The sequence below is a fragment of the Streptosporangium album genome, from assembly GCF_014203795.1.
Lineage (GTDB): Bacteria > Actinomycetota > Actinomycetes > Streptosporangiales > Streptosporangiaceae > Streptosporangium > Streptosporangium album.
Map to the genome: position 1 here is coordinate 2,688,250 of NZ_JACHJU010000001.1, position 22,486 is coordinate 2,710,735.

The window sequence follows — 22,486 nt, forward strand, 5'->3', positions numbered from 1 at the left end:
TTGCATGTGGGCTGCCCGACCTCAACGTGCGCCACCGCGATTCCCCTCCAAAGGTCCTCGCGCAGCGTACCCGCCGGCCGGCCTCTCGGACATTTCGATTTCCGCTGTCCCGGCGCCGCATGTTCACACCGGACCGGAGCCCGCGGCCGATCTCGAATCCAGAGAGTTCACCCAGGGCGTCCATACGAACGGTTAACATCTAACCGTTCGTATGGATGGAGGGGGAGAACGCTTATGGCTGAGTACATCGCCATGTCCTGGCCGGGCACTCCGGGCGGTGCCACGCGAGCGGAACGCCAACCGTGCCACTACAAGGCGTACGTTCCCGATCCTCTGCTCGGCCGCCCCTTAAACCTGACGGCACAACGCGCGGCGGATGTGAGCGACGTCGAGCGCCGGCTCGTGAAGTTGAACGCATCCCCGCGAGCCCTGATCAGTCTTGAAGCGCTGGCCAGGCTTCTCCTAAGAGCCGAAGCTGTGGCGAGTTCGTTCATCGAAGGCCTGCAGATCAACGTTCGGCGTCTCGCCAAAGCCGATGTGGCATCACGTACCGGCATAGATGCACACGATGACACGGCGCACGCGGTCCTCGGGAACGTCCGGGCGATGGAATCGGCTCTCGAACTCGCGGACGCACCGGCCGTATATGTCACTGACATCCTGGAAGTCCACCGAAGGCTTCTCAACGGGACTCGGGACGCACGCTTCGGCGGCCTGATCAGAACCGAGCAGAACTGGGTCGGCGGAACCGGCATGTCACCATGCGGCGCCGACTTCGTCCCCCCGCCGCCCGACAGAGTTCACCCGCTCCTCGAAGACCTGTGCGCGTACATGTCAGGAGACGACCACCCCGCTCTGGTCCAGGCGGCCATCGCACACGCACAGTTCGAGACGATCCATCCATTCATTGACGGCAACGGCCGTACGGGACGGGCACTCATCCACCTGATCCTCCGGCGTCGAGGATTGGCACCCCGCTTCGCCCCGCCGATCAGTCTCATCCTGGCGTCACACGCCGATGCCTACATCTCCGCACTCACCGCATACCGTTACGAGGGAGCCTCCGACTCTCCGCAAGCCCAGGAGGGCATGGGCGCCTGCCTCGATCGATTCGTCGCGGACACCGCCCGCGCCAGTATCGACACGGATCGTTTCGGCGCGACACTCGACACCCTCGAAAGGGAATGGCGAGGAAAGCTGGGGAGAGTGCGCGCGGGGTCCTCCGTCGATCTTCTACTGCGAGTGCTTCCCTCTGCTCCCGTGCTCACGGCCACCACCGCCGCCGACCTGATCGGGCGATCCGCCCAGCGAGCCAACGACGCGGTCAACCAGCTCGCGGCAGCAGGCGTGCTCAAACAGACCACCATCGGCAGACGTAATCGCGCATTCGAGGTCCCCGACCTCATCAACGCCCTCACTGGATTCGAAAGAGCACTCGCCAGTCCGCTGGGTGACACCCGCCAGGCAGCCCCCGCACGGCCAGTCCCTTACCGACCATAGGGGTCATCGCCTGTACGTGAGCTGCCCGACCTCAACGTGCGCCACGACGATTCCCCTCCAAAGGGCCTCGCGCAGGCCACCCGCCGGTTTCGGAGTCGGCATCCGATTGTCCTCCGGTACGGCGGTGCTGATCGCATAGAAGCGTTGTGAATCACCCTTCCTGCGTCGAGGTGCACGGCCCGATGATCCGGTTACCACAGCCCTGGGCCCGGCTCAGCGTCTCCCTACTCAACACCCCGGGGTCATAGGCACCGCCCTCCTCGCCTGGCGCCGAGTTCTACTTGTTGTACGACTTCCATCGCACGTGCTATTAATTCACCAACTGGTTGGTGAATTAATAGTGGGAGCCGTGGAAACCAAGCGAAGAGGACGTCCGCCCATGGGGCCGGAACGCAGACAGGCCCTCGTACTGGCCGCCTACGACCGGATCGCCCGGCATGGCTTCGATGGGCTACGCCTGCGCGACGTGGCGACGGACGTGGGCATCGATCACTCGACGATCCACCACCACTTCCCGACCAAGCAGGACCTGATCACGGCCGTCGTCGATCACGCCACGGGCCAGTTCAGATCGACTACGCCCCGCGAGGGCACGGCAGCCGACCGGCTCAGAGCCCACCTCGGCGCGCTGGTGAAGATGATCGAGGAACGACCCGAACTGCATGCCGTACTCCGCGAACTTGACGTCCGCGCCACCCGCGACCCCAGCCTGCGTGTGGTCGTCGCCGAGCGAGAGCAGGGCTGGCGTGCCGCTCTCACCGAGGTGTTCCGCCAGGAGGACGCCTGGGTGGCCGGGCTGACCCCGTCGGCGGGAGCGGAACTGGTGATCGCCACCGTCAAGGGCGCGAGCCTGCGACCAGAGACCGCCAGGCTCATCTTGCACCACCTTGAGGAGCTGATCATCAGATGATCCACGTCATCGTGGCCGGAGGCGGCATCGGTGGCCTTTGCCTGGCCCAGGGTCTGCGCCGATCCGGAGTGAGCGTTACGGTTTACGAGCGTGACAACACCCCGGACGCGCGACTTCAGGGATACCGTCTCAACATCGAACCGGTGGGAAGCGCAGCACTCCACGAGTGCCTGCCCGCCGAGTTATGGGAAACGCTGATGCTCACCGGCGGTGACCCCGGGCCGGGGATGGGTGTGCTCGACGAGCACCTCAACGAGCTGATGCTCGAACGCGGCGCGCAGGCAGCCGATCCCGCCGACAGCACCCACTCTCTCAGCAGGGCCACGCTCCGCGCCGTACTACTGACCGGGCTGGACGTGCGCTTCGGCAAGGAGCTCGTCCGCTACGAACGGACCGCCGCAGGAAAGGTGGTCGCCCATTTCGCCGACGGGGACACCGCGATCGGCGACGTGCTGGTGGGGGCCGACGGCGTCAGGTCACGCGTGCGCCGCCAGTTGCTGCCGCACGCGGAGACGGCGGCTGCCCCCGGCGTGGGCATCGGCGGCAGGCTGCCGCTCACCGAAGAGACCGAGAGATGGTTGGATCCACGGCTCGCCACCCGCAAGAACCTTGTCCTGCCCGTACGCGACTTCCTGTTCACCGCTGTCTTCCGCCGCAGGAACAAGCCGCACGAGGCCGAGGCCCGGATCGCCGGGCTGGGGCTCGATCCCGAGCTGTTAACGCGCGGTGCCGCCGACCAGGACTATGTCATGTGGGCCTTCGTCGCCCACCGCCGCCACTACGCCGGGGAACCGCGCGCGTTCGTCGAGCAGCGCATCGCGGACTGGCACCCGGTCCTGCGCAGACTCGTACGCGAGTCCGAGGCGGTCGAGCGGTTTGATTTCACCGCGATGGCGAAGGTACGGCCCTGGCCCAGCACCAACGTCACCCTGCTCGGCGACGCGATTCACGCGATGCCTCCCGTGGGCGGCATGGGCGGAAACGCCGCCCTGCACGACGCTCGCCTCCTGTGCAGAGCACTGACCGACGTCGACCAAGGCAGAGCCGAACTTGTGCCGGCGATCGCAGCCTACGAGTCCGAGATGCTCAAGGCGGGTTTCGCCGCTGTCAGCGAGTCGATGCGCTACCTCTGGCTGGCGATCCTGCCAAGCCGGAGCGTACGCGCGATCGCCAGGTGCTTCTTCCGTCTCTGCGGTCTGGTGCCTCCCCTGCGCAGGGCGGTCTTCCAGGACGAGTGATCCTAGGCGCAGGAATGATCGACATGTCCGCGGCAGCCAGGCCGTCCGCGTCGGCACCGATCAGATGAATCGGCCTGCGCGGCCGATCTCAACGGGCCGTCGTCCAGGGTGAGATACGTCTGCCTGAACCGGGTGTTCCGGAGTTCAGGTGAGGTCGTAGACGAGGAGGCCGTCGTCACGGAGACGGGCGCCGGCTGTCGGCTCGTGTCGGGTGAGCCGCCCGTCGTGCCCCAGGTGAAGAACGGGGACATGGTGGACGAGAACGGCGTAGTCGGCGATGATCCTCCGATGGCAGCGCCACCACAGGGCCTCGCTGCACATGATCGCGGTGCGTGCGGCTGCGGCCTGGCGCAACAGCTCGTCCATGGCTGCCAGGAACTCCGGCCGGCGGGTGTACCCGGCGTATCCGCGGAAGGAGGCATTGCGCCAGAAGGTGTCAGGCGAGTCCGGAGCCGCCCGGCGGAAGCCGCCCAGGCGTTTCTCCCACCGGTACGTGATCTCTTCGGCCGGCATCCACTCACTCAGCGCGTCCCTGCCCACGTCCGGGACATGTCGGCTGCCCGGAGCGGTGCGGATGTCGACCACGGCTTCAACGCCGGCACCGTGGAGCAGAGCGGTCAGCTGCGCACGGGTCGCGGTGCTGTGTCCGAAGGTGAACAACGCGGGCGGAGCATGGCCCGGACGCACGTAAGGGGCCGTCAGCGCGGTTTGGCGACGGACAGGAGGAAAACGGACAGGAGGAAAGCGGTGTCTTTCAGCGCCTCCACGCTGTGGCGCGCCTGCGGTATGACGAGCAGGTCGCCGGTACACCCCTCCCAGGAGGTGCCGCCGCTGCGTCCGGTGGAAGCGGCTGCGGCGCGTTCGAGGCGCTCACGTGCCAGGGCGTCCAGCGAGAGTTTCCTCATGATCATCAGTGTGCCATCGGATGGTGGCCTGCGGCGGTTGCCACGCGACCACGCTCGGCAGCGGGCGCCGGCACCGCAGAAGGTCCCCGGGCCTCTGCGGGATCGGCCGTTCTCTCCCTCGACCGCGCAGGAGGCGGTGCCCGGCGACGGCGCGGACCTAGCGCCGGCGGCACTGGAGAGACGATGATGATCGGGTGCCAGAGACCCCCCGCTCTGCCCGGCGTCCCGTCGCCGCGATCGCCCTGGTCACGCTCGCCACGCTGCTGGCCGTCAGCCCCGGCTACGGCTACCACCGTGACGAGCTGTACTTCCGCCTGCTGGGCGAACACCCGGCCTTCGGATACTTCGACACCCCGCCGCTGACCCCGCTGATCGCGCGGGCCTCGGTCACCCTGTTCGGTGACAGTGTGGTCGCCCTGCGCGTCGTCCCCGCGCTCATCGCGGCGGTCGTGGTCGTCCTGGCCGCCCTGCTGGCGCGGGAGCTCGGTGGCGCCCGAGGCGCCCAGATCCTCGCCGCGGCAGGCGTCGCCACCACGAGCCTGGTCCTGATCGGCGGGCATGCCCTGCTGACGTTCGGCGTCGACCTGCCGCTCTGGGTCGCGGCGATCCTGTTCGCCGTACGGGCGCTGCGCGGCGACGGGCGCTGGTGGCTCGCGCTGGGCGCCGTCGCGGGTGTCGCGACCTACAACCGGCAGCTCATCGTGCTGCTCCTGGTCAGCATGGGCGTCGGTGTGCTGGCGGCGGGCCCGCGCGAGGTGCTGCGGGAGCGCAGGCTCTGGCTCGGCGCGCTCCTGGCATTGGTGATCGCCGCGCCCAACCTGGTCTACCAGGCGACCCATGACTGGCCGCAGCTGCAGATGGCCGGGGCGCTGGAGGCCGCCGACGGCGCCGACAACCGCCTCATGTTCGTGCCGCTGCAGATCCTGCTGCTCGGCCTGCCGCAGGCTGCCGTCCAGGTGGCCGGCGCCGTACGGCTCTGGCGGGAACCCCGCCTGCGCTGCCTGGTCCTGGCCTATCTGGTGGCCTGCGCGCTGACGCTCTACTCCGGCGGGCGCGCCGACTACGTCGGAGGCCTGCTCGTGCTGCTCTTCGCGGCGGGCTGCGGGCCGGCCGTCCGGTGGATGTCCACCACGGGGCGGCGCGCACTGCTGGTCGGCCTACTGGCGATCAACGCGGTCGGGTCGATCGTCCTCGCGCTCCCGGTGATCCCGCCCGCCGAGCTGGAGGGCACCCCGGTCACCGCGATGAACGAGGTGGCGCGCGAGTCGGTCGGCTGGCCCGAGTTCGCCGCCCAGGTCGCCGCCGTGGTCCGCGACCTGCCGCCGCAGGACCGCGCGCAGGCCGTCCTGCTCACCGACAACTACGGCGAGGCCGGCGTGCTGGACCGCTACGCCGGGCAGTACGGCCTGCCCGGGGTCTACAGCGGTCACAACGAGCTCTACTGGCGCGGCCCGCCGCCGCCGTCGGCCCGGGTCGCCGTGGTCGTGACCGACAACCCGGACGGCTACGCGACCCTGTTCGCCGCGTGCGAGCGGCGCGGCCGGATCGACAACGGCGTGGGCCTGTCCAACGAGGAGCAGCACCTGCCCATCCTCGTCTGCCGCGATCCGCTCCGCCCCTGGGACGGGCTCTGGCCCGACATGCTCCACTACAGCTGACGCCCCCGGTCATCCGTCAACGGCCCGGCGGGCCGGCCCAGCGCTCCGACGAAGGCCGTGAGCAGGCGGGCGAACTCCCGCTGATCGCGCTCCGGCCAGCCGCGCATCGCCGCGCCGAAGACCTCCCGCCGGAACCGGTGGACCTGGTCGGTCTGCTCGGAGCCGTGGCCGGTGAGCTCCAGGATGCTGCGGCGGCCGTCCGCGGGGTCGGCCACCCGGCGTAGCAGGCCGGCCTCGACGGCCCTGGCCACCAGCCGGCTGGCGCGGGGCTGGTCGATGCCCATCCGGTCGGCGACCGCGCTCACCGTCGCCGCGCCGGGGCCTTCCTCCACGGCGTCGATCACCGCGAACAGCGCGGGGTCCAGCTGGGTGTCGCCCGCGAGGCGCTGGATGGCGCGGCGGCTCTGGCTGCGCCGGATCGCCACCATCGCCCGCTCGACGGCGGCGACCGCCTGGGATTCTTCCATTCCACCAGTTTACATGTACAAATACATGTTATTGTCATAAGACATGGAAATTTCACGAAAGGCGGCACCATGGAAGTCTCCGAGATCACCGGTCAGCGACGTCCCATCGGCTACTGGGTCAAGCACCTCCACGAGCTGACCGAGTCCTCTTTCGAAGATCTCCTCGCCGAGAAGCACCTCACCCGCCGCCACTGGCAGGTGATGAACGTCGTCGTCGGGGAGCCCACCACGGTCGAGGCCGTCGACACCGAGCTCAGCCCCTTCCTCACCGCCGAGCAGCCGTCCCTGCGCCCCCTCGTCGAGAACCTGCGCGGGCGCGGCTGGCTCGACGGCGACGAGACGCTCTCCCTCACCGAGGCGGGGCGCCGCGCACACGCGGACCTGCTGGAGAAGGTGACCGCCACCCGCGCCCGGCTCACCGACGGCATCAGCGTCGAGGAGTATCAGGCCACGATCGACGTGCTGAGCCGGATGTCGGCGAACATGCGCGGCCAGTAGAGCGTGTCAGCGCGGGCGGTGGCCGCTAGACCGCCGGTGAAGAACCGGGCCGGGCGGCGCGCTCCCTGCTCTCCAGCCGCCTGCGCACCGTCGCCGCGTCGGCGGGGTTGAGCGCGTCGCCGGCGTCGAGCACCCGCGGCAGCAGGTCGGGCTCCGCCGTCAGCGCGCGGAAGAGGAACTCGACCGTCACCCCGTGGTCCGGCCGGGAGACGACCTCGATGCCGTCGCCCGCCCGGATCTCCCCCGGTTCGATGACGCGGAGGTAGGCGCCGGGCCGCGCGGCCTGCGTGAACCGCTTGACCCACCCCTTCTCGCCCAGCCAGCCCGCGAAGGTGCGGCACGGAATGCGCGCGGAGGTGACTTCGAGGACCAGGCTCTCCCCGATCCGCCACCGCTCACCGATCAACGCGCCGTTGACGTCGAGACCGGAGGTGGTGAGGTTCTCGCCGAACACACCGTTGGGCAGCTCACGCCCGAGCTCCTTCTCCCACGCGGTGAGGTCCTTGCGCGCGAAGGCGTACACCGCCTGGTGGTCGCCGCCGTGGTCCCGGAGGTCGCCCACCGTGTCTCCCGCGACCCCGCTGCCCGCCGTCCCCCTCGGGCCGGGGGCGGCCACGGCGACCGAACCGTCCGCGGGGCGCTTGTCGATCCCGGTGAGATCGGCGGCGGTGTAGTCGGCGGCGTGCGGGTGGGCGAGGTTCACCGTGAGGAGCTGAGACACGATTTTCACCTTATATGGGGATAGACCAAGCCTCCCTTCTGGTGATTCGGTGCCGACGACGAGACGGCTCCGATCCCGCGTCCGGTCGTTCCACGGATGCCTGGCCGGGCCCTGTGCCGGATGTCAGGCGACAACGGTGCCCGTCTCGGTCACCAGTCCTTGTCCGGGCCGCAGATGGTCACCGAGACGCTTTTCTGGATGTTCACGGGAGTGATCACACGGAAGGTCACCTTGTGCGAGCCGGCCGTCTTGAGATGCGGGGCAGGGAACACGGCCTTGGCCGGCGTGTCGGCCACGGTCCTGCCCAGGTTCTGGCTGTCGAACAGCCACCGGTAGGTGAACTGCGTGCGTTTGCCGCTTCCCGGCACGACGCCGTAGAAGTTCACGTCGTCACGCCAGCAATCTCCCAGGTTCTCGCCCTCCACGAGTATCTTCACCGAACCCATGCCGCCGCCGGTCGTGGTCGGCCTGGCACTGGACGTCGGCCTGGCGGTGGAACCCGGTGTCGGCTCCGCGTCGCCGGTGTCCTTTCCGCGGCCCGGCCGGCTCTGCGTGCGCGCTGGTTTCGGGGACTGCTCCGTCTCCGTCCCGGCCGTGGCGGTGATGGGAGCCGTACCGGTGGCGGGACCGCTGGAGGAGGGGCCGGCCAGCCCGCCGGTGATCCCCGAGCCGGGCATGGAAGGCAGCCAGACCACGGCGGCCGCGACCACAAGGGAGGACACGGCCAGCGACCCACCGGCGAGGAGCACGGCTCTCCGCCGTCCTCGGGGCGGCGCCGTCCCCCTCGGAGACAGTGGTGCGGTGCCGCCGATGAGCTGGAAGAGCACGTCCTGCATGGTCGGGCGGAGCATGGGGTCCTTGGCCAGGCAGCCGTACACGATCGAGCGCAGCGGCTCCGGCAGGTCACCGAGCCACGGCTCGTCGTGCAGGATTCTCTTGATCACCGCGGGCATCGAGTCGTTGCCGAACGGCGGCGCGCCCGTGGCGGCGGACACGATGACCGACGCCCAGGCGAACACGTCTGCCGCGTACCCGATGTCCACGCCCGCCAGCTGCTCCGGAGCCATGTAGGCGGGGGTGCCGACGACGCTGCTGGTGACGGTGAGCGCGGCGTCGACGGTGCGGGCGATGCCGAAGTCGATGACCCGCGGGCCGTCCCGGCCCAGCAGCACGTTGGCGGGTTTGAAGTCCCGGTGGACGACACCCGCCCGGTGGATGGCGGCCAGGGCCGTGGCGGTGGCGACGGCCAGCCGCTGCAGGTCCGCCCCCGTATGCCGCCCCGTCTGCTGCAGCGACGGCCCCTCGACGTACTCGGTCACGATGTACGGCCGGCCGCCGAGCGACGCGTCGAGCACCTGGGCGATGCAGAACGGCTCCACCCGGCGCGCGGCGGCGACCTCCTTCGCGAACCGGTCATCGCCGACCAGCCCGTCGCGCAGCACCTTCACCGCGACCAGCCTGCCGTCGGGGGCCTGGCCGAGGTACACGACGCCCTGGCCGCCCGCGCCCAGCCGTCCGATGAGCCGGTACGGCCCTACCGCCGCCGGGTCGCCTTCATGGACTGGTTCGACCTTCGGCATGGAGGAGTGACTCCTGAGGCGGGTGGGAGTGAATCTCAAGCACCATAGCGGGATAAGTGGTGACTTGCTTGGCGGTTGGGTTGAGCGGTCGCGGGAGAGCGGCCGGTGTGCCGGATGTCAGGCGATGACACGGCCACGCAAGATGATGCGGCTGGGGTGGGCCAGGGCCGAGGCGTCCAGGGTCGGGTCGGTGTCGTAGACGACCAGATCGGCGAGGAGACCTCAACGACGCGTGCCCGGAGGCGCTGCCGCGATCAGGGCTCCGGGAGCACCTCCACATACCCCTCGGATCCGTTCACCCGGATGAGCTGGCCGTCCCGGATACGTTTGGTGGCCCCCTCCGCCCCGACGACCGCGGGAAGCCCGTACTCCCGCGCGATCACGGCGCCGTGGGTCATCACTCCGCCGACCTCCATCACGACGCCCTTCACCGAGACGAACAGCACGGACCAGCTGGGGTCGGTGAAGACCGTGACGAGGATGTCGCCCTCCTCCACATCGGCGTCCTCCATGTTCAGGACGATCCGTGCACGGCCCTCGACGACACCCGACGACACCGCGACACCGGCCAAGGCTCCCTCCGGCAGGGTCCCGGTGTCGTACTCCCCGGAGATCACCTCACCCTCCGAGGTCATCACCCGCGGCGGCGTCAGCTTCTGGTACTCCTCGAACGCGTCCCGTCGCTCGCTGATGACGGTGTGGTCCAGCCGCCCGGTGTTCACGACCTCTCTGAACTCCTCCAGGGACAGGAAGTACATGTCCTCCGGAGACTTGAACACTCCCCGGCCGACCAGCTTCCGGGCCTCCTCACGCAGCGCCTGCTTGTACAGCCCGTATCGCTGCAGGCACGCGTGCTTGGAGTACTCCCGGTAGCCGATGAAGTGGCGCAGCAGGCTCATGGTCCGCGCCGCCTTCCTCGCCTTCCGCGCGCCCCCGGGCAGCTTCCTCAGGCGGCTTTCGAGATCCTTCATCGTGCGCTCGGCCTCGGCGCGTCCCCGCTCCAGTTTGACCTTGCTCGCCCCCGGCGGGAAGTTCTTGATGTTGCCGAGGATGAGCGGGACGAGCAGCGTCGGGTCCTCGCTCCACCGCGTCCTGGAGATGTCGATGTCCCCCGAGCAGTGCATGCCGTACCTGTGCAGGTATTCCTCGACGGCATGACGGACGACGTCGCCGCCGTCCAGCCCGGCGAATCCGGCGAAGAACGTGTCGCGCTCGGCCCTCGCGAGATACTCGATGACGGCGGGGTACCGCCGGACCACGTCGGCGACGTCCAGCAGGTCGAGTCCCATCGCGGCCACCACGTTGTGGTCGGCGGACTGGGCGACGGTATCCGCGGCGTTCTTCTCACCCAGCCAGGCCTCCACGTGCTTGTTGACCCAGTTCGCCGACTGGATGCCCAGGAACGCCGAGGCCACGCTCCGCGGCTCGAACATGATGTCGGTCAGCTCACGGTGGTCCTCGATGATGAACCCGAACAGCTCGTCCCCGGACTTGCCGGCGATGTCCCGCCGGAGTCTCTCGACCGACCTCTCGTTCTGCGCGATGAGCTCCGGGACGACACGGGGGTCGTCCTCCCGGGAGAGCTTGAGATACTGGCGGACCATCGGCAGCGGCCCCCCTTTGCCGAAGTTCATCACCGACGTCTTGCCGCGCGCGAGCGACCGGACGAACTCCTTCCTGCTCACCGCGGTGCGCAGAGCGTTGGCCATCAGCACGTCGACCTGGTTCAGGCTCTTGAGCGTGACCGCCCTGGCCCACGGGGACGCGAGCTCGTGGGACATGTCCTTGTAGAACCGGCCCCCGGCCACGCTCATCGCCGGACGGCCCAGCCACTCGTCCAGCAGCAGGAAGAACGACAGGCCGAGAGGGGCGAAGGCATCGGTCATCATCTGCCGGTGCCCGTACGACATGTACACGTGGTTCCTGCCGTCGTGGGCGGCCGGAACGGGATACAGCGTGGTGATGGGACGGCTCTGGAGCACGTGGAACACGCCATCGTACAGACCCCACTCGATGTCCTGGGGAGAGCCGAAGTGGGCCTCGATCCGCCGCCCCAGGCTTTCGAGCTGGAGGATCTGCTCGTCGCTCAGGGTCTGCGCGTTCTGCCGCGCGGGCTCGACCGCTCGCTCCTCGGTGCCACCGCCCGGTGAGGCACGCAGCTCCTGGGTCTGGGTGGAGACCTTCCTCTCGACGATGTGACCCGCCCTCACCCGGTAGGTGTCGGCGTTGACCAGGCCGGAGACCAGCGCCTCACCCAGACCGAAGCCGGCGTCGATCGAGACCACCTTCCGGTTGGACGTGACGGGGTCGGCGGTGAACATGATGCCCGCGGCCTCGGGGAAGACCATCCGCTGGACGACCACCGACACCCGGACCGCACGGTGGTCGAAACCGCTCCGGATGCGATACGCCACGGCGCGGTCGGTGAAAAGGGACGCCCAGCACCGTCTGACGCCGTCGACCACCGACGCCGGTCCCCGGACGTTCAGGTAGGTGTCCTGCTGTCCCGCGAAGGAGCTCGACGGCAGGTCCTCGGCGGTGGCGCTGGACCGTACGGCACAGGCCACATCGTCGCCGCCGAGCTTCGCGAGGTGCCGGACGATGTCCTGCTCGATCTCGTCCGGCACGGGCAGGCTCTCGATGGCGGCGCGGAGGCGCGCGCAGGCGTCGGCGATCTCCGCCCGGTCGTCGGCCCGCAGGCCGGACAGCCCGTCGATCAGCGGGCCGATCGTGGGAGCGCGCTCCACCACCGCCCGGTAGGCCTCCGTGGTGACGCAGAATCCGTCCGGCACGCGGACCCCGTCGACCCTGGACAGCTCGCCGAGATTGGCGCCCTTCCCGCCGACCAGGGCGAGCTGGGTTCTGTCGATTCCGTGGAAACCGAGTACGTAGGCGCTCATGGCTGAAACCCGTCTGTCTCTTGTGTGGTGACTGATCTGCCCGGAACCCGGCAGGGACGGCTGAGCTGCTACTTCGTTACGATCTTGTCGAATGCCCGGTCCGGCAGGAGCCTGTTGAGCAGCAGCATGAGCCTGGCCAGATAGCCGACGGCGTAGCGCGGCTTCGGGGCGGCCGATTCGACGATGGTCCGGATGCTCCTCGCGACCACGCCTGGGTCGGACGCCCTGCTCCTGGGGCCGAAAGCCTCCTCGCTCCGGACGGCCATCGCCTCGGCGACGTCCCGGTACGCCCCGTGCCCGGAGGTCGCGCGCAGCTCCCGCGCCGTCGCCTTCTCGAACTCGGTCTTGATGATGCCGGGCTGGACGACCACGACGTCGATTCCGAACCGCCGCACTTCCTGGCGGAGCGTGTCGGAGTACGCCTCGAGCGCGTGCTTCGACGCGTAGTACCAGGCGGCGAGGGGTGTGGCCAGTTCGCCGCCGATCGAGGAGACGTTGACGATCACCCCGGAACGCCGCTCACGCATGTGCGGCAGGACGAGCCGGGTCAGCCGGGCCGGTCCGAACAGGTTGACCTCGAAGAGGCGACGTGCCTCCTCGACCGGGACGTCCTCGACGGCGCCGTGGAGCCCGCTCCCGGCGTTGTTCACCAGGACGTCGATCCGTCCTTGCTCGTCGAGGATCGTGCGCACGACCCGTTCGAGGTCGGCGCCGTCGGTGATGTCCATGGGGAGGGCGTGGCCGCCGGCCGCGCGGAGGTCGTCCATCTTGTCCACGCGTCGCGCGGCGCCGTAGACGGTGTGGCCGGCACGGAGCAGCTCGAGTGCGGCGGCGTGGCCGATCCCGGACGAGGCGCCGGTGATGAGGCAGGTTCTGGCTGTCATGGGACGGCTTTCATCGATGCGGCGGAGCGGACGGCCGACCTCGCTCGGCTCGTATCCGGTCGAGGACCGGCAGCGTCGAGGACATATCCGCCTCCTTGGCTAGATACGATACAATACAGTCCTGCATTTTAATAGCGGAGACAGAACCGGCTTGAACGGCTGTGAGGGTGGTCACTGCATGACCGAGAGGGCGGCTCCCGCGCGGCGACCCGGTCGGCCCCGCAGCCGGGAAGCGGACACGGCCATCCTCGGTGCGGCGCTGGATCTCCTGCTCGAACGCGGGGCCGCGCAGACCAGCATCGAGCAGGTCGCACAGCGCGCCGGAGTGACCCGGGCAACGGTCTATCGCAGGTTCGCCGACAAGACCGCGCTGCTGGTCCAGGCGATCGAGTCATCACACACCGACCACGAGCCGAGCGCGCTGGACTGGCCGGACGTCGAGCGGATGCTCACGGACTGGACGGGCTACCTCAGCCGGCCCCGAAACCGCAGAATGCTGCGTCGCCTGCACGGCGCCGCGGACGACTACCCCGAGCTGATCCGAAGATCATGAAGCCCCGGCTCGTGATGATCGGAGGGCACCGGCGCTCCTCGCTCCTGTGCGTCCGGGCGCCGGTAACGGAGGAGGACGGCCCCGTCACCGAAGATCCAGGTCTCGGTCTTCTGGCCGGACCCGCCCTCCCGGACGGCTCAGACTCCGTGGAGGACAGCGCGGACCGCGTCGGCCTTTCTGTCGGTGCCGGCTGGCACGCTCCGCTCATGCCGGAATCAGACATCGCATCGATCTCGTCCTACTGGGACGCCGCCGCCCCTTCCTTCGACGAAGAGGCCGACCACGGTCTCCGTGACCCCCTGGTCAGAGCCGCGTGGGCGGAGCGGCTGCGCTCGTGGATGCCGCACTCGCCGGCCGATGTCCTGGATCTGGGATGCGGCACCGGGTCCTTGTCACTCCTCCTCGCCGAGCAGGGACACCGGCCGGTCGGGGTGGACCTGTCCTCCCTCATGGTCGAGCAGGCCCGCCGCAAACTCGCCGCGGCGGGCTTCGACTGCACGATGATGACGGGCGACGCGAGCGACCCCCCGGCAGAGGCGGGGCACTCCTTCGACGTGATCCTCGTCCGCCACCTGCTGTGGACCCTGCCGGACCCCGAAGGCGCCCTCCGCCGCTGGATCGGACTGCTGCGCCCGGGCGGACGGCTGGTGCTCGTCGAAGGGCGCTGGCAGGTCCCCGAAAGCGGTCAGACCTACGCGGCCGGCTCCGCGTCCCTGCCCTGGCTCGGCGGGGTGAGTGCCGAGCGTCTTCTCCTGGCCCTGCGACCACTCGCGGCGGAGCTGCGCACCGAACCGCTCACCGACCCCGATCTGTGGGGCCGGCCGATCCACGACGAGAGATACGCCGTCATCGCCCGCCCGTAGCCGGGCGGGAGCCCAGGACCTGCATGCGCCGGGAACTCTAGGACGATCACGTACGCAGAAGGTTCGACCCGCCACCCGGAGTTCGAGCCGGCCCGCTATGCCGCGGCGCGGCTGACGCCGGACGAGCGGGCGGCGACGGCCGGTTTCGGCGGGCAGCGACGGAGATCGCCATCGCGACCCGGTCCGCGGGTGCCGGCACCGGCACCCGTGAACCATCGGAAAGGTGTGAAAACACGCCCTAGTCCGCGCCGTGTCCGGATGACGGGCGGGAAGCGGCGATCCGGTCCTCAAGGCCGTCGAGGATGGTCTTGAGGCCGAACTCGAAGCTGTTGTCGGGCACTGCGGCGTAGTCGGATGCGGCTGCCGTGCCGATGCGTGAACGTAGCCGCGGGAACTGCATGGCGACTTCGCCGGCCTGTGCGACGGTGTCGCGCAGTAGCTCCTCGGCATTACCGCCGTCACGGCCGAGCCGCCTGGTCAACGAGATGGTGGCGGAGGCGGCGAGGGCGCTGCCGAGCACGAATATGAAGACCGTGGCGGCCGCCTGGTCGGCCTCGGCTCCGGCGAACCCTGCCATTTCGTATATGGCGAGGCTGTGGTCGTCGTGGCGGGCCTTGCCAGGACCGTAGAAGAGATGGCTGGCAAACGCCTGTCCGAGCCACGGATGTCTGGTGAGCATCGTGTGCAGGCCGGTGGCCATCGTCGTGGCGGCCGTTCGCCAGTCGAGCGCGTCGAGGTCCGGCAGCTCGATCTCGTTCCAGACCTCGTCACCGGCGAGCCGGATCAGGTTGTCCTTGTTCTTGACGTGCCAGTAGACCGCCGTGGCGGCCGATTCGAGTCGTTTGCCGAGGCTGCGCATGTTGAGGCCGTCCAGGCCCTCGGCATCCAGCAGTTCGATGGCGGTACGGATGATCTGCTCGGCGGTCAGCGTGTCTCGCCGCCCGGTCCGCGAAGGCCTACTTCCGCAAGGACGAGCAGGGCCCGAAGCGCCGATAGCTCCCGCCCTCCACTTCAGACTGCCCTTGACGGGAGATACTCATGAGTAACGACCAGAAGCCGGCGATCGTGGCCACTGAGTCATTGTCAGCAACCGGCGTTCACGCTGGGTGACAGCTGCTTGTGAGCTTGCTCCCGGTGGAAGAGGACGAGCGCCGCGGCGACGATACCGCCGATCTTCCAAGGGCACTTGCTGACGTTCCGCAGTGCCTTGAACCGCATCTTGAGCTGGGCGTTCGCTCGTTCGGCGAGGGCTCGGAGCGCACCGTGGACCTTGTTGTACTGGATCTGATCGTCGGTGAGTGTGCCACCCCGAGACCTCTTGTACGGCAGGCGAAACCCCATACCCGCATCGACGTAGCCGAGGTCGGCCAACGTGATCAGCCCGTCCTCGGCGGCCTTGGCCAGCAGGTCGAGGAGGCCGTGCAGGCGGGCACAGGTGAGATCGTGTTCACGGCCGGGCCGTACCTCAGAAGTCCACAGCGGGTCGCCGCCGGGGCTGGACAGGACCTGAATGTTGCCGCCGTGCTGCTTGTGTTTTCCACTCCACCACAGGTCGGCGCCGTTCGGGCCCAGGGCGCGGCAGCGGTCGGTTTCGATCAGCGTGCCATCCAGATGCAGGTGGGTGTAGCCGGCGGCCTTCGCCGCCGTGAGCGCCTCCTGTAGCGTCGGCGCCTGGGCCTTCAATACGGTGACCCCTTCTTCGACGTACCGATCACAGGTCGCGTGCGAGATGGCGTTATCGGCGGCCGGCCGGGCGATCCGAGCGCCGTCCACCAGCCAGCGGATGATCAGAACGGCCTGCTTGAACTCGCCCAGCGCCCGAGTGCCCGCGCGGGTGCGGCGCCGTACCCGCTCGGCGCGCAACAGCCCGGCCAGAAACAGCACAACCTCGCGCGGCATGTCCAACTCGGCTGTGTAGGTGATACTGGAGGTCACGTGAAGCCCTTGTGTGCGGTGCGGTGGATCCTTCGACAAGACCCACCCCTACCAGGGGCTTCACGCTTTTCTCTACTTGATCACTCCCACGCCCGCCGTGATCGGCTACACACGGTCATCGACCGTTGCTGACAACGTCTCAGTCAACAGGTAAACATTTCCTGATTCAGTCGCTCGCCCCGGCGGATCACGTGGCGCCTGCCGTACTCCCGCCCGGCGAGGGTCAGCTACCGGGCGGCGGGTATGCCTCGGGGTTCGTCCTGGGGTCGGGCATCTTGCTCCAGGACGGGTCGTCGACGACTTTGCAGGGCTTGACCGGACCGGTGACGAGGTAGCCGCTGAACTGCCACAGGGCTCTGGGCTTCTCCGGGCCCGAGGTCTGGTCCTCGTTCTCGGTGAACTCCATGACGGCTGTCTGCCCCGGCTTGATGTGCTGCGGACTGATCCGCACCTCGCCACCGCCCATCCTGAACGCCTTGCCGTTCGGCGAGTTGTCGATCGCTTCCCTGATCCTCTTCCGGACCTCGGGATCCCTGCTGTTGATCTCCTCCTTGGAGAACGAGGGGCCGACGTCGGTGTGGCCACGGTCGGGGGCACATCGGGTGCCGGGCTTGACGTAGGAGACGTCGGCGGTCAGGCCGAGTGCCGCCAGGTCCTTCTCCACCTGGTCGGGGTCCCTGAACTCGTTGATCTTCAGGGTGATCGTGCCGTCGGTGTTTTTGGTGACCGCGTAGGCCGGGGTCCCCGACCCGTTCAGGAACGGCACCGCGACGGCCGCCGCCGCCGCGATCCCGGCCACCGCCGCTCCGGCGAGCAGGCGCCGCCTGACGAGCAGGCGTCGAGCCTTGTTCCGGGCGACGATCTCGGCTTTGAGTTCCATCAGCACGTGCTCCTTGAATTTCATCGCATTCCTTCCATGACGAAGGGAGCTATCCCCGGCACGTTCCTGAGCGTGCGGCGGGCGCGGTGCAGCCTGGCCCTGGCGGCCCCCTGCCGGATGCCCAGAGCGGTGGCCGCCTCGCTGATCGTGAGCTGGTCGATGACGACCAGTTCGAGCATCGCGCGATCACCGTCTGGTAGTCCGGCCATGGCCTGGAAGGCCCGCCTGGCCACGCTCTCCGCGTCGATCCGCTCTTCGAGCTGGGCGACGTCGTCGGAGTCGAGCGGCCTTCGTCCGCCTACGCGATCGGCCAGTTTCGTCTCCTTGAACGCCCGCCGCCGCTCGGCCGAGAGAGTGTTGCGAGCCACGCCGTACAACCACGCGATCTCGCTACCGAGTCCGGGCCGGTAGGTGTGGGCGGAGTCGAGCACCGCGACGAAAACCTCCGCCACTAGGTCGGCGACCGTGTTCGGATCATCGACCCTGCGGGCGAGGAACCACGTGATCGCGTCGACGTGGCGCCGGTAGAAGGCTTCGAAAGCCTCCAGGTTCGTAGCGATGTCCGCCTGTCTGCGACGCACCGGCCGTGCTCCCTTCGTCGATTACACCCCTTCTTGGTCAGCGGCCGGGAAAACGTTATGAGAGTGAACAGATGGGGCCAAATGTTTCCGCTGGGAGGCGGTCGCGCGGGCTGACCACGGAAATCGAGTCGCAGGCCGGTCAGCTGGGAATCAGGTCACGATCGGCATGCGGGGCAGTGGTTCCCAAGGAGCGCTCGATTACGCCGGTGGCGGTCACCACGGCGTCCGCTGACCTCGTACTTTTCAGGCGCGACAATCCCTGTCGCCCACTGGGAACTGGCACATAGGGTCCCGACTCTGCCTGACGTGCGGCTGTGGTCGGCATTGCCGTCAGCCACACCGGCTCGCCCGGTGGCAAGGCCTGAGGAACGAAGACCGCGGCAGCCGATCGCCCTGGCAACGTATGGTGAGAACCGAAGTGAGCGATCGTCACGGCCTTAAGTAGCGACTTCTGCCGGGCCCCTCGGGCGCGCGGGGCGCTGCGTGCCCGGACCGGCCGCAGAGCCGCCGGGCACGCTTGCCGACCGGCGCGCCCGGCGGACCGCGCAGCGGGCCGGTTGAGTCGGCCTGGGGCGCGGTGTCGAAGTTGCCTTCGGTCCGTTTCCCCAGGCCGCTCGCCGAACCCGGCGTGCGACTTTCATCGCACCGGGCTCTCCACGGTCTTTGCCGTTAGGTGTGGGCAGGAGTCCAGGGGTTGGGGATCTTGTTGCCTCGGTAGCGGTACCGGGTGATCGGTATTGCCGCGACTCGTTTCAATTCGGTCCCGCCCGCCGTGATGGGTAGCCACTGCCCAATGGGTGTGGTGTATCGACGGCGGATGTCGCTCCACGTCCAGCGGTGTCGTTTCCAGAGCATCCTGATCACTCTGCACCAGGTGAAGTGGTCCAGACTGTCGAAGGTGCGTTGGGCGACGGCGTGCTTGAAGTAGGAGGCCCACCCGTGGGTGATCGCGTTGAGTCTCCTCAACACTGATTGCAGGTCCTGCTGCGACGTTCTGGGCGTGAGGGCACGGATCTTCGCTCTGACCGTCCGGATGGCCTGGTGGGAGACGAAGGTGTAGACGTACCACTTGTTGGTGCCTTGCTTGCGACGCCACTGGAGGCGGAATCCCAAGAAGTCGAACGCCTCGCTCATGTGCACGATCCTGGTTTTGGCTGGTGAGAGCCGTAGTCCCAGGAAGGCGAGCACGTGGGTGATTTCCTCGTGTAGGGCCTGGACGTCCTCGCGGGCGCCGAAAACGAGTACGACGAGGAGAGTAGGCCGGGGGAATCGCACCCCCGGCCTCTCGCAGAACCGGACTTAAACCTCTCGGCTTATCCGGCTCCCATCGCCCAGCCGTCAGGACGAGCGCCGAGACGCCAGTGCGCGAACAGGCGGGGAGATCGCCGGGCGATCTCGGCCAGCCAGGCCATCGCGCGCCGTTCCCGGCGTTTGAGCCGTTTGTATTTCCGGCACGCCCAGCCCACCAGGAGCTTGTTGAGATGCCGGAGGAAGGAGAGCAACCGGGACCGGTAGAAGCGCCCGTAATAGTTGATCCACCCCTGCACGATGCTGTTGAACATGCGGGCAAGGTCGTCCAGAGACTTGTCACTGCGCCGGGACAGATGCCAGGAGCGGATCACCGCTCCCATCGCCTTCATCGCCTGCGTGCTGACCGCGGGCAAGAACGACACGAAGTGCTTGCCGTGCTTGTTCTTGGCCAGCCGGGGCCGGAACTCATAGCCCAAGAACGTGAACCGGGTGTGCTCGTGCGAGCCCGTCCGGTCGGCGTCCTTGCAGTAGATGATGCATGTCTTGTCCGGATGCAACTCCAGGCCGACCTGCGCCAGACGCATTGCAATCGCGTCTCGCACGTATTCGGCCTGCCGGCGGCTGCCGCAGTGCACCACCGCGTCATCGCAGTAACGCTCGAAACCAAGCGCCGGAAATTCCCGGGCCAGCCAGGCGTCGAACGCGTAATGCATGAACAGGTTAGCCAGCAAAGGTGAAATCGCCGACCCCTGCGGGGTCCCGCGATCTCGGGCGACCAGGGTGCCATCCTGCCGTTGCATCGGAGCGGTCAACCACCGCTGGACATACAACAGGATCCACCGCTGATCCGGTGAAAGGTGCTTGGCGACGGCCTTGAGCACCAGGTCATGCGGCACGGTGTCGAAGAAGGCCCGGATGTCCATGTCGATCACCCAATCCTTCCGCCAGCACCGCACCCGGCACGCCCCAACCGCATCCAGCGCCGACTTGCCCGGCCGATAGCCGTAGGAATCCGGATGGAAGATCGGTTCGACCTTCGGCTCCAGATACATCCGCACCACCGTCTGGGCCACCCGGTCGGCCACGGTCGGCACGCCCAGCACCCGCACCCCTCGCCCTTGCGGCTTGGGGATCTCCACCGCTTTCACCGGCGGCGGGAAGTACGAGCCTGAGGACAACCGGTTCCAGATCCGATACAGATTCCGGTCCCGATCGGCCTCGAACTGCGCGATCGACTCCTCATCGACCCCCGCCGCCCCCTTGTTGGCCTTGACTCTCTGAAACGCTTCCCAGACCTTCCACTTGTCGATCTGAAACGGCTTGTCCTGCTGCCTGAGTTCGCTCACCTGGCTCCTCCCGGCCCGATCGGATGACCAGCCGGTTGACCACCAAGCGACTCCGGGCGACCCGGCCCCTTCGCTCCACGCCCATTACGGCGCTTCTGCACTACTACGAGCCGGTCCGTCCCTCCGCCTCGCCCCGGTACTCGGCCCCTTGCAGTGTCCGCTGCTTGGGGTACTCCCTTCGGCCGGACGCTCCAACACGCGCCCGACACCGCTGAGACGGCAGGTTCCCACGTTCCGTACTGGCGCCCAAGCCGAACTCGCGCCACCTTGACGCCGGTCACCACCTGGCCAGCAAGCAGGCACCCGCCAGGCTCATCCCGGGGCAACAACTGGACCCCGGTTTCGATGACGCCGCTACGCTTTCGACGTTTCATCAGTGGTTCACTCTCGTTCGCCTTCTCGGCTCACACCTGACGCATCTCGTGCGCCTTTTCCGCGACGCTCACCACCACGGCCATTGAGCCGCAGCAACTCGCGGTGGTTTGGGACCTCCCCCTGCGTGAGCGATCCCGGAGGACCTACCTCCATCACCAGCACAGCACCGCATCCGAAGCTCGCGATCTTCTACATCACAACCTCCATCAGCGTTCGTGGCGCACAGTCGTCCGCGTAGCGGACGAGACGCCAGTTCGGCATGGCATGGCGACGACGGTAGGCCCGTCGGCCAAGGGTGCTCATCGTCCCGCCGTCTTTCCAAGGACCGTGCAGGTGCTCATCGAGCGCCGACATGGCGATGTTGAAGATCAGCGGTGAGAGGATGCCCCCTTGCGGGGTGCCGGTCGGGGTGTCCCTGTGTTCGCCGAGTTCGGTCAAAATCCCGGCTTTGAGGAACGCCTTGACCAGCGCCAGTACGCGTTTGTCCTTCACGCGGGCGCGTATCCGGTCCATCACCGGTGGATGCGCGACGTTGTCGAAGGCCGCCTCGATGTCCGCGTCCAGCACCCAGCGGTAGCCGCGGGTGCCGAAGTAGTGGATCTCAGCGATCGCGTCCTGCGCGCGTCGCCGGGGCCGAAACCCGTAGGAGACCGGCAAGAAGCCGGCCTCGAAGATGGGTTCCAGCACCAACTTCAGCGCGGCCTGGACGACCCGGTCGGCCACCGTGGGAATCCCCAGACGGCGGAGTTTTCCAGCTCCACCGGGCTTGGGGATCAGACGTTCCCGTACCGGTAGCGGACGGAACGTGCCCGTCTTGAGTTGAGCACGCAGGTCATCCAGGAACCCGGAAACTCCGATGTACTCCTCGACCTGGGCGACCGTCAGGCCATCCACGCCGGGAGTGCGGGCTCCCATGTTGCCCGCGACCCGCTCGAACGCCATCAGCAGCGTCGCCGGGTCGTGCACGAGGTTGAACAGATCGTCGAAACGGCGGCCAGAATCGGCCGTTGCCCAACGGTGAAGCTTGGCCTGCATCTCCGATACCTGCCGTCGGGGCCCCTTGGGGACCTCATCCGGCCAGGCACCACCATTCGGCGGTGCGTCTTTCGGCATTACAGCCTCCATCCCTTCACAAAACCGCTGCCGTCCTTCGCCATGTGACCGGCTCTCCCGGCCTCGGACTACTACGACGGCTCCGCCCCGCCCGGCCCGTTCGACGGTCGGTGCATCTATCCCGATAGGCGGACTGGCTGTCTGCCCTTCGGGAGTCGCGACCAGGCGGTTCCCGTGTTCACACCGATTCGTTGGGTGGAGGAGGAGCCCGACTCTGTCCCAGCGGCCTCGTCATGGGTACGCCGCAGTCCTTCCCCATGACCTCCCGGGACTGGTTAAGGATCCCTTCCCGGAAGTTCCCGCCGCTCAAGCAGACGACGGGACGCAC

At 68.1% G+C, this 22,486-nt stretch carries 21 protein-coding genes; 7 read left to right on the plus strand and 14 right to left on the minus strand.

The genetic code is table 11. The features are described from left to right. Positions 1-252 precede the first annotated feature (252 nt). From FHR32_RS12710 to FHR32_RS12720, 3 genes are all read left to right on the plus strand, one after another. Positions 253-1,500, plus strand: a complete 1,248-nt coding sequence (locus tag FHR32_RS12710) for a Fic family protein (RefSeq protein ID WP_221465378.1) — start codon at positions 253-255, stop codon at positions 1,498-1,500. 379 nt (positions 1,501-1,879) lie between these two features. Beyond that, positions 1,880-2,410 carry a TetR/AcrR family transcriptional regulator gene (locus FHR32_RS12715; protein WP_184754495.1) on the plus strand — a complete coding sequence of 177 codons (531 nt, stop codon included), beginning with the start codon at positions 1,880-1,882 and terminating at the stop codon, positions 2,408-2,410. Further along, on the plus strand, positions 2,407-3,648 hold the full coding sequence (locus FHR32_RS12720; protein WP_184754496.1) for an FAD-dependent oxidoreductase: 1,242 nt from the start codon (positions 2,407-2,409) through the stop codon (positions 3,646-3,648). Before FHR32_RS12715 ends, FHR32_RS12720 begins: the two co-directional genes overlap by 4 nt. Positions 3,649-3,792: 144 nt before the next feature. Here the strand turns inward: FHR32_RS12720 and FHR32_RS12725 are convergent, their stop codons facing one another. Beyond that, positions 3,793-4,308 carry a DUF488 domain-containing protein gene (locus tag FHR32_RS12725; RefSeq protein ID WP_221465379.1) on the minus strand — a complete coding sequence of 172 codons (516 nt, stop codon included), beginning with the start codon at positions 4,306-4,308 and terminating at the stop codon, positions 3,793-3,795. A 38-nt stretch (positions 4,309-4,346) separates the two neighbouring features. Then, on the minus strand, positions 4,347-4,553 hold the full coding sequence (locus tag FHR32_RS12730) for a cupin domain-containing protein (protein ID WP_184754498.1): 207 nt from the start codon (positions 4,551-4,553) through the stop codon (positions 4,347-4,349). Positions 4,554-4,747: 194 nt separating this feature from the next. On the opposite strand from FHR32_RS12730, the gene FHR32_RS12735 reads away from it, so the two are divergent. Then, positions 4,748-6,211, plus strand: coding sequence for a glycosyltransferase family 39 protein (locus tag FHR32_RS12735; RefSeq protein ID WP_184754499.1), 1,464 nt, complete (start codon positions 4,748-4,750; stop codon positions 6,209-6,211). On the opposite strand, the gene FHR32_RS12740 is transcribed toward FHR32_RS12735, so the two are convergent. Then, positions 6,202-6,678: a MarR family winged helix-turn-helix transcriptional regulator gene (locus tag FHR32_RS12740; RefSeq protein WP_184754500.1), complete on the minus strand. Its 477-nt coding sequence runs from the start codon at positions 6,676-6,678 to the stop codon at positions 6,202-6,204. The two genes, FHR32_RS12735 and FHR32_RS12740, sit on opposite strands and share 10 nt — an antisense overlap. A gap of 69 nt (positions 6,679-6,747) precedes the next feature. Here FHR32_RS12740 and FHR32_RS12745 point away from each other — a divergent pair, with 69 nt between their 5' ends. Further along, positions 6,748-7,176: a MarR family winged helix-turn-helix transcriptional regulator gene (locus FHR32_RS12745; protein ID WP_184754501.1), complete on the plus strand. Its 429-nt coding sequence runs from the start codon at positions 6,748-6,750 to the stop codon at positions 7,174-7,176. 25 nt (positions 7,177-7,201) lie between these two features. On the opposite strand, the gene FHR32_RS12750 is transcribed toward FHR32_RS12745, so the two are convergent. The 4 genes from FHR32_RS12750 to FHR32_RS12765 all read right to left on the minus strand — a co-directional run bounded on the left by FHR32_RS12750 (position 7,202) and on the right by FHR32_RS12765 (position 13,261). After that, positions 7,202-7,897, minus strand: coding sequence for an MOSC domain-containing protein (locus FHR32_RS12750; protein WP_184754502.1), 696 nt, complete (start codon positions 7,895-7,897; stop codon positions 7,202-7,204). Positions 7,898-8,046: 149 nt separating this feature from the next. Continuing rightward, a complete protein-coding gene (locus FHR32_RS44320) occupies positions 8,047-9,477 on the minus strand; it encodes a serine/threonine protein kinase (protein WP_246466125.1) in 1,431 nt (476 codons plus the stop codon). Positions 9,478-9,731: 254 nt separating this feature from the next. Next, a complete protein-coding gene (gene rph, locus FHR32_RS12760; RefSeq protein ID WP_184754503.1) occupies positions 9,732-12,377 on the minus strand; it encodes a rifamycin-inactivating phosphotransferase in 2,646 nt (881 codons plus the stop codon). A 68-nt stretch (positions 12,378-12,445) separates the two neighbouring features. Then, positions 12,446-13,261, minus strand: a complete 816-nt coding sequence (locus tag FHR32_RS12765) for an oxidoreductase (RefSeq protein ID WP_184754504.1) — start codon at positions 13,259-13,261, stop codon at positions 12,446-12,448. 178 nt (positions 13,262-13,439) lie between these two features. Between FHR32_RS12765 and FHR32_RS12770 the strand changes: the two genes are divergently transcribed. Both FHR32_RS12770 and FHR32_RS12775 read left to right on the plus strand, forming a co-directional pair. After that, the gene (locus FHR32_RS12770; RefSeq protein ID WP_184754505.1) at positions 13,440-13,814 is read left to right on the plus strand and encodes a helix-turn-helix domain-containing protein; all 375 of its coding nucleotides are present in this window, start codon (positions 13,440-13,442) and stop codon (positions 13,812-13,814) included. 206 nt (positions 13,815-14,020) lie between these two features. Beyond that, positions 14,021-14,677 carry a class I SAM-dependent methyltransferase gene (locus tag FHR32_RS12775; protein WP_184754506.1) on the plus strand — a complete coding sequence of 219 codons (657 nt, stop codon included), beginning with the start codon at positions 14,021-14,023 and terminating at the stop codon, positions 14,675-14,677. Between the two features lie 238 nt (positions 14,678-14,915). On the opposite strand, the gene FHR32_RS12780 is transcribed toward FHR32_RS12775, so the two are convergent. From FHR32_RS12780 to FHR32_RS12810, 7 genes are all read right to left on the minus strand, one after another. Beyond that, the gene (locus FHR32_RS12780; protein WP_312882653.1) at positions 14,916-15,671 is read right to left on the minus strand and encodes a TetR/AcrR family transcriptional regulator; all 756 of its coding nucleotides are present in this window, start codon (positions 15,669-15,671) and stop codon (positions 14,916-14,918) included. A gap of 89 nt (positions 15,672-15,760) precedes the next feature. After that, positions 15,761-16,576 carry an HARBI1 family protein gene (locus tag FHR32_RS12785; protein ID WP_184756502.1) on the minus strand — a complete coding sequence of 272 codons (816 nt, stop codon included), beginning with the start codon at positions 16,574-16,576 and terminating at the stop codon, positions 15,761-15,763. Positions 16,577-16,835: 259 nt separating this feature from the next. Beyond that, positions 16,836-17,516 (minus strand): hypothetical protein, encoded by a 681-nt coding sequence (locus tag FHR32_RS12790; RefSeq protein WP_184754507.1) that lies wholly within the window; start codon positions 17,514-17,516, stop codon positions 16,836-16,838. Further along, complete coding sequence (locus FHR32_RS12795) at positions 17,513-18,073, minus strand: RNA polymerase sigma factor (RefSeq protein ID WP_184754508.1); 561 nt, start codon at positions 18,071-18,073, stop codon at positions 17,513-17,515. The genes FHR32_RS12790 and FHR32_RS12795 overlap by 4 nt, the downstream gene beginning before the upstream one ends. A gap of 669 nt (positions 18,074-18,742) precedes the next feature. Continuing rightward, complete coding sequence (locus FHR32_RS12800; protein WP_184754509.1) at positions 18,743-19,348, minus strand: group II intron maturase-specific domain-containing protein; 606 nt, start codon at positions 19,346-19,348, stop codon at positions 18,743-18,745. Between the two features lie 38 nt (positions 19,349-19,386). Continuing rightward, a complete protein-coding gene (gene ltrA, locus FHR32_RS12805) occupies positions 19,387-20,670 on the minus strand; it encodes a group II intron reverse transcriptase/maturase (protein WP_184753221.1) in 1,284 nt (427 codons plus the stop codon). Between the two features lie 564 nt (positions 20,671-21,234). Continuing rightward, positions 21,235-22,080 carry a reverse transcriptase domain-containing protein gene (locus FHR32_RS12810; RefSeq protein ID WP_221465380.1) on the minus strand — a complete coding sequence of 282 codons (846 nt, stop codon included), beginning with the start codon at positions 22,078-22,080 and terminating at the stop codon, positions 21,235-21,237. Positions 22,081-22,486: the final 406 nt, after the last annotated feature.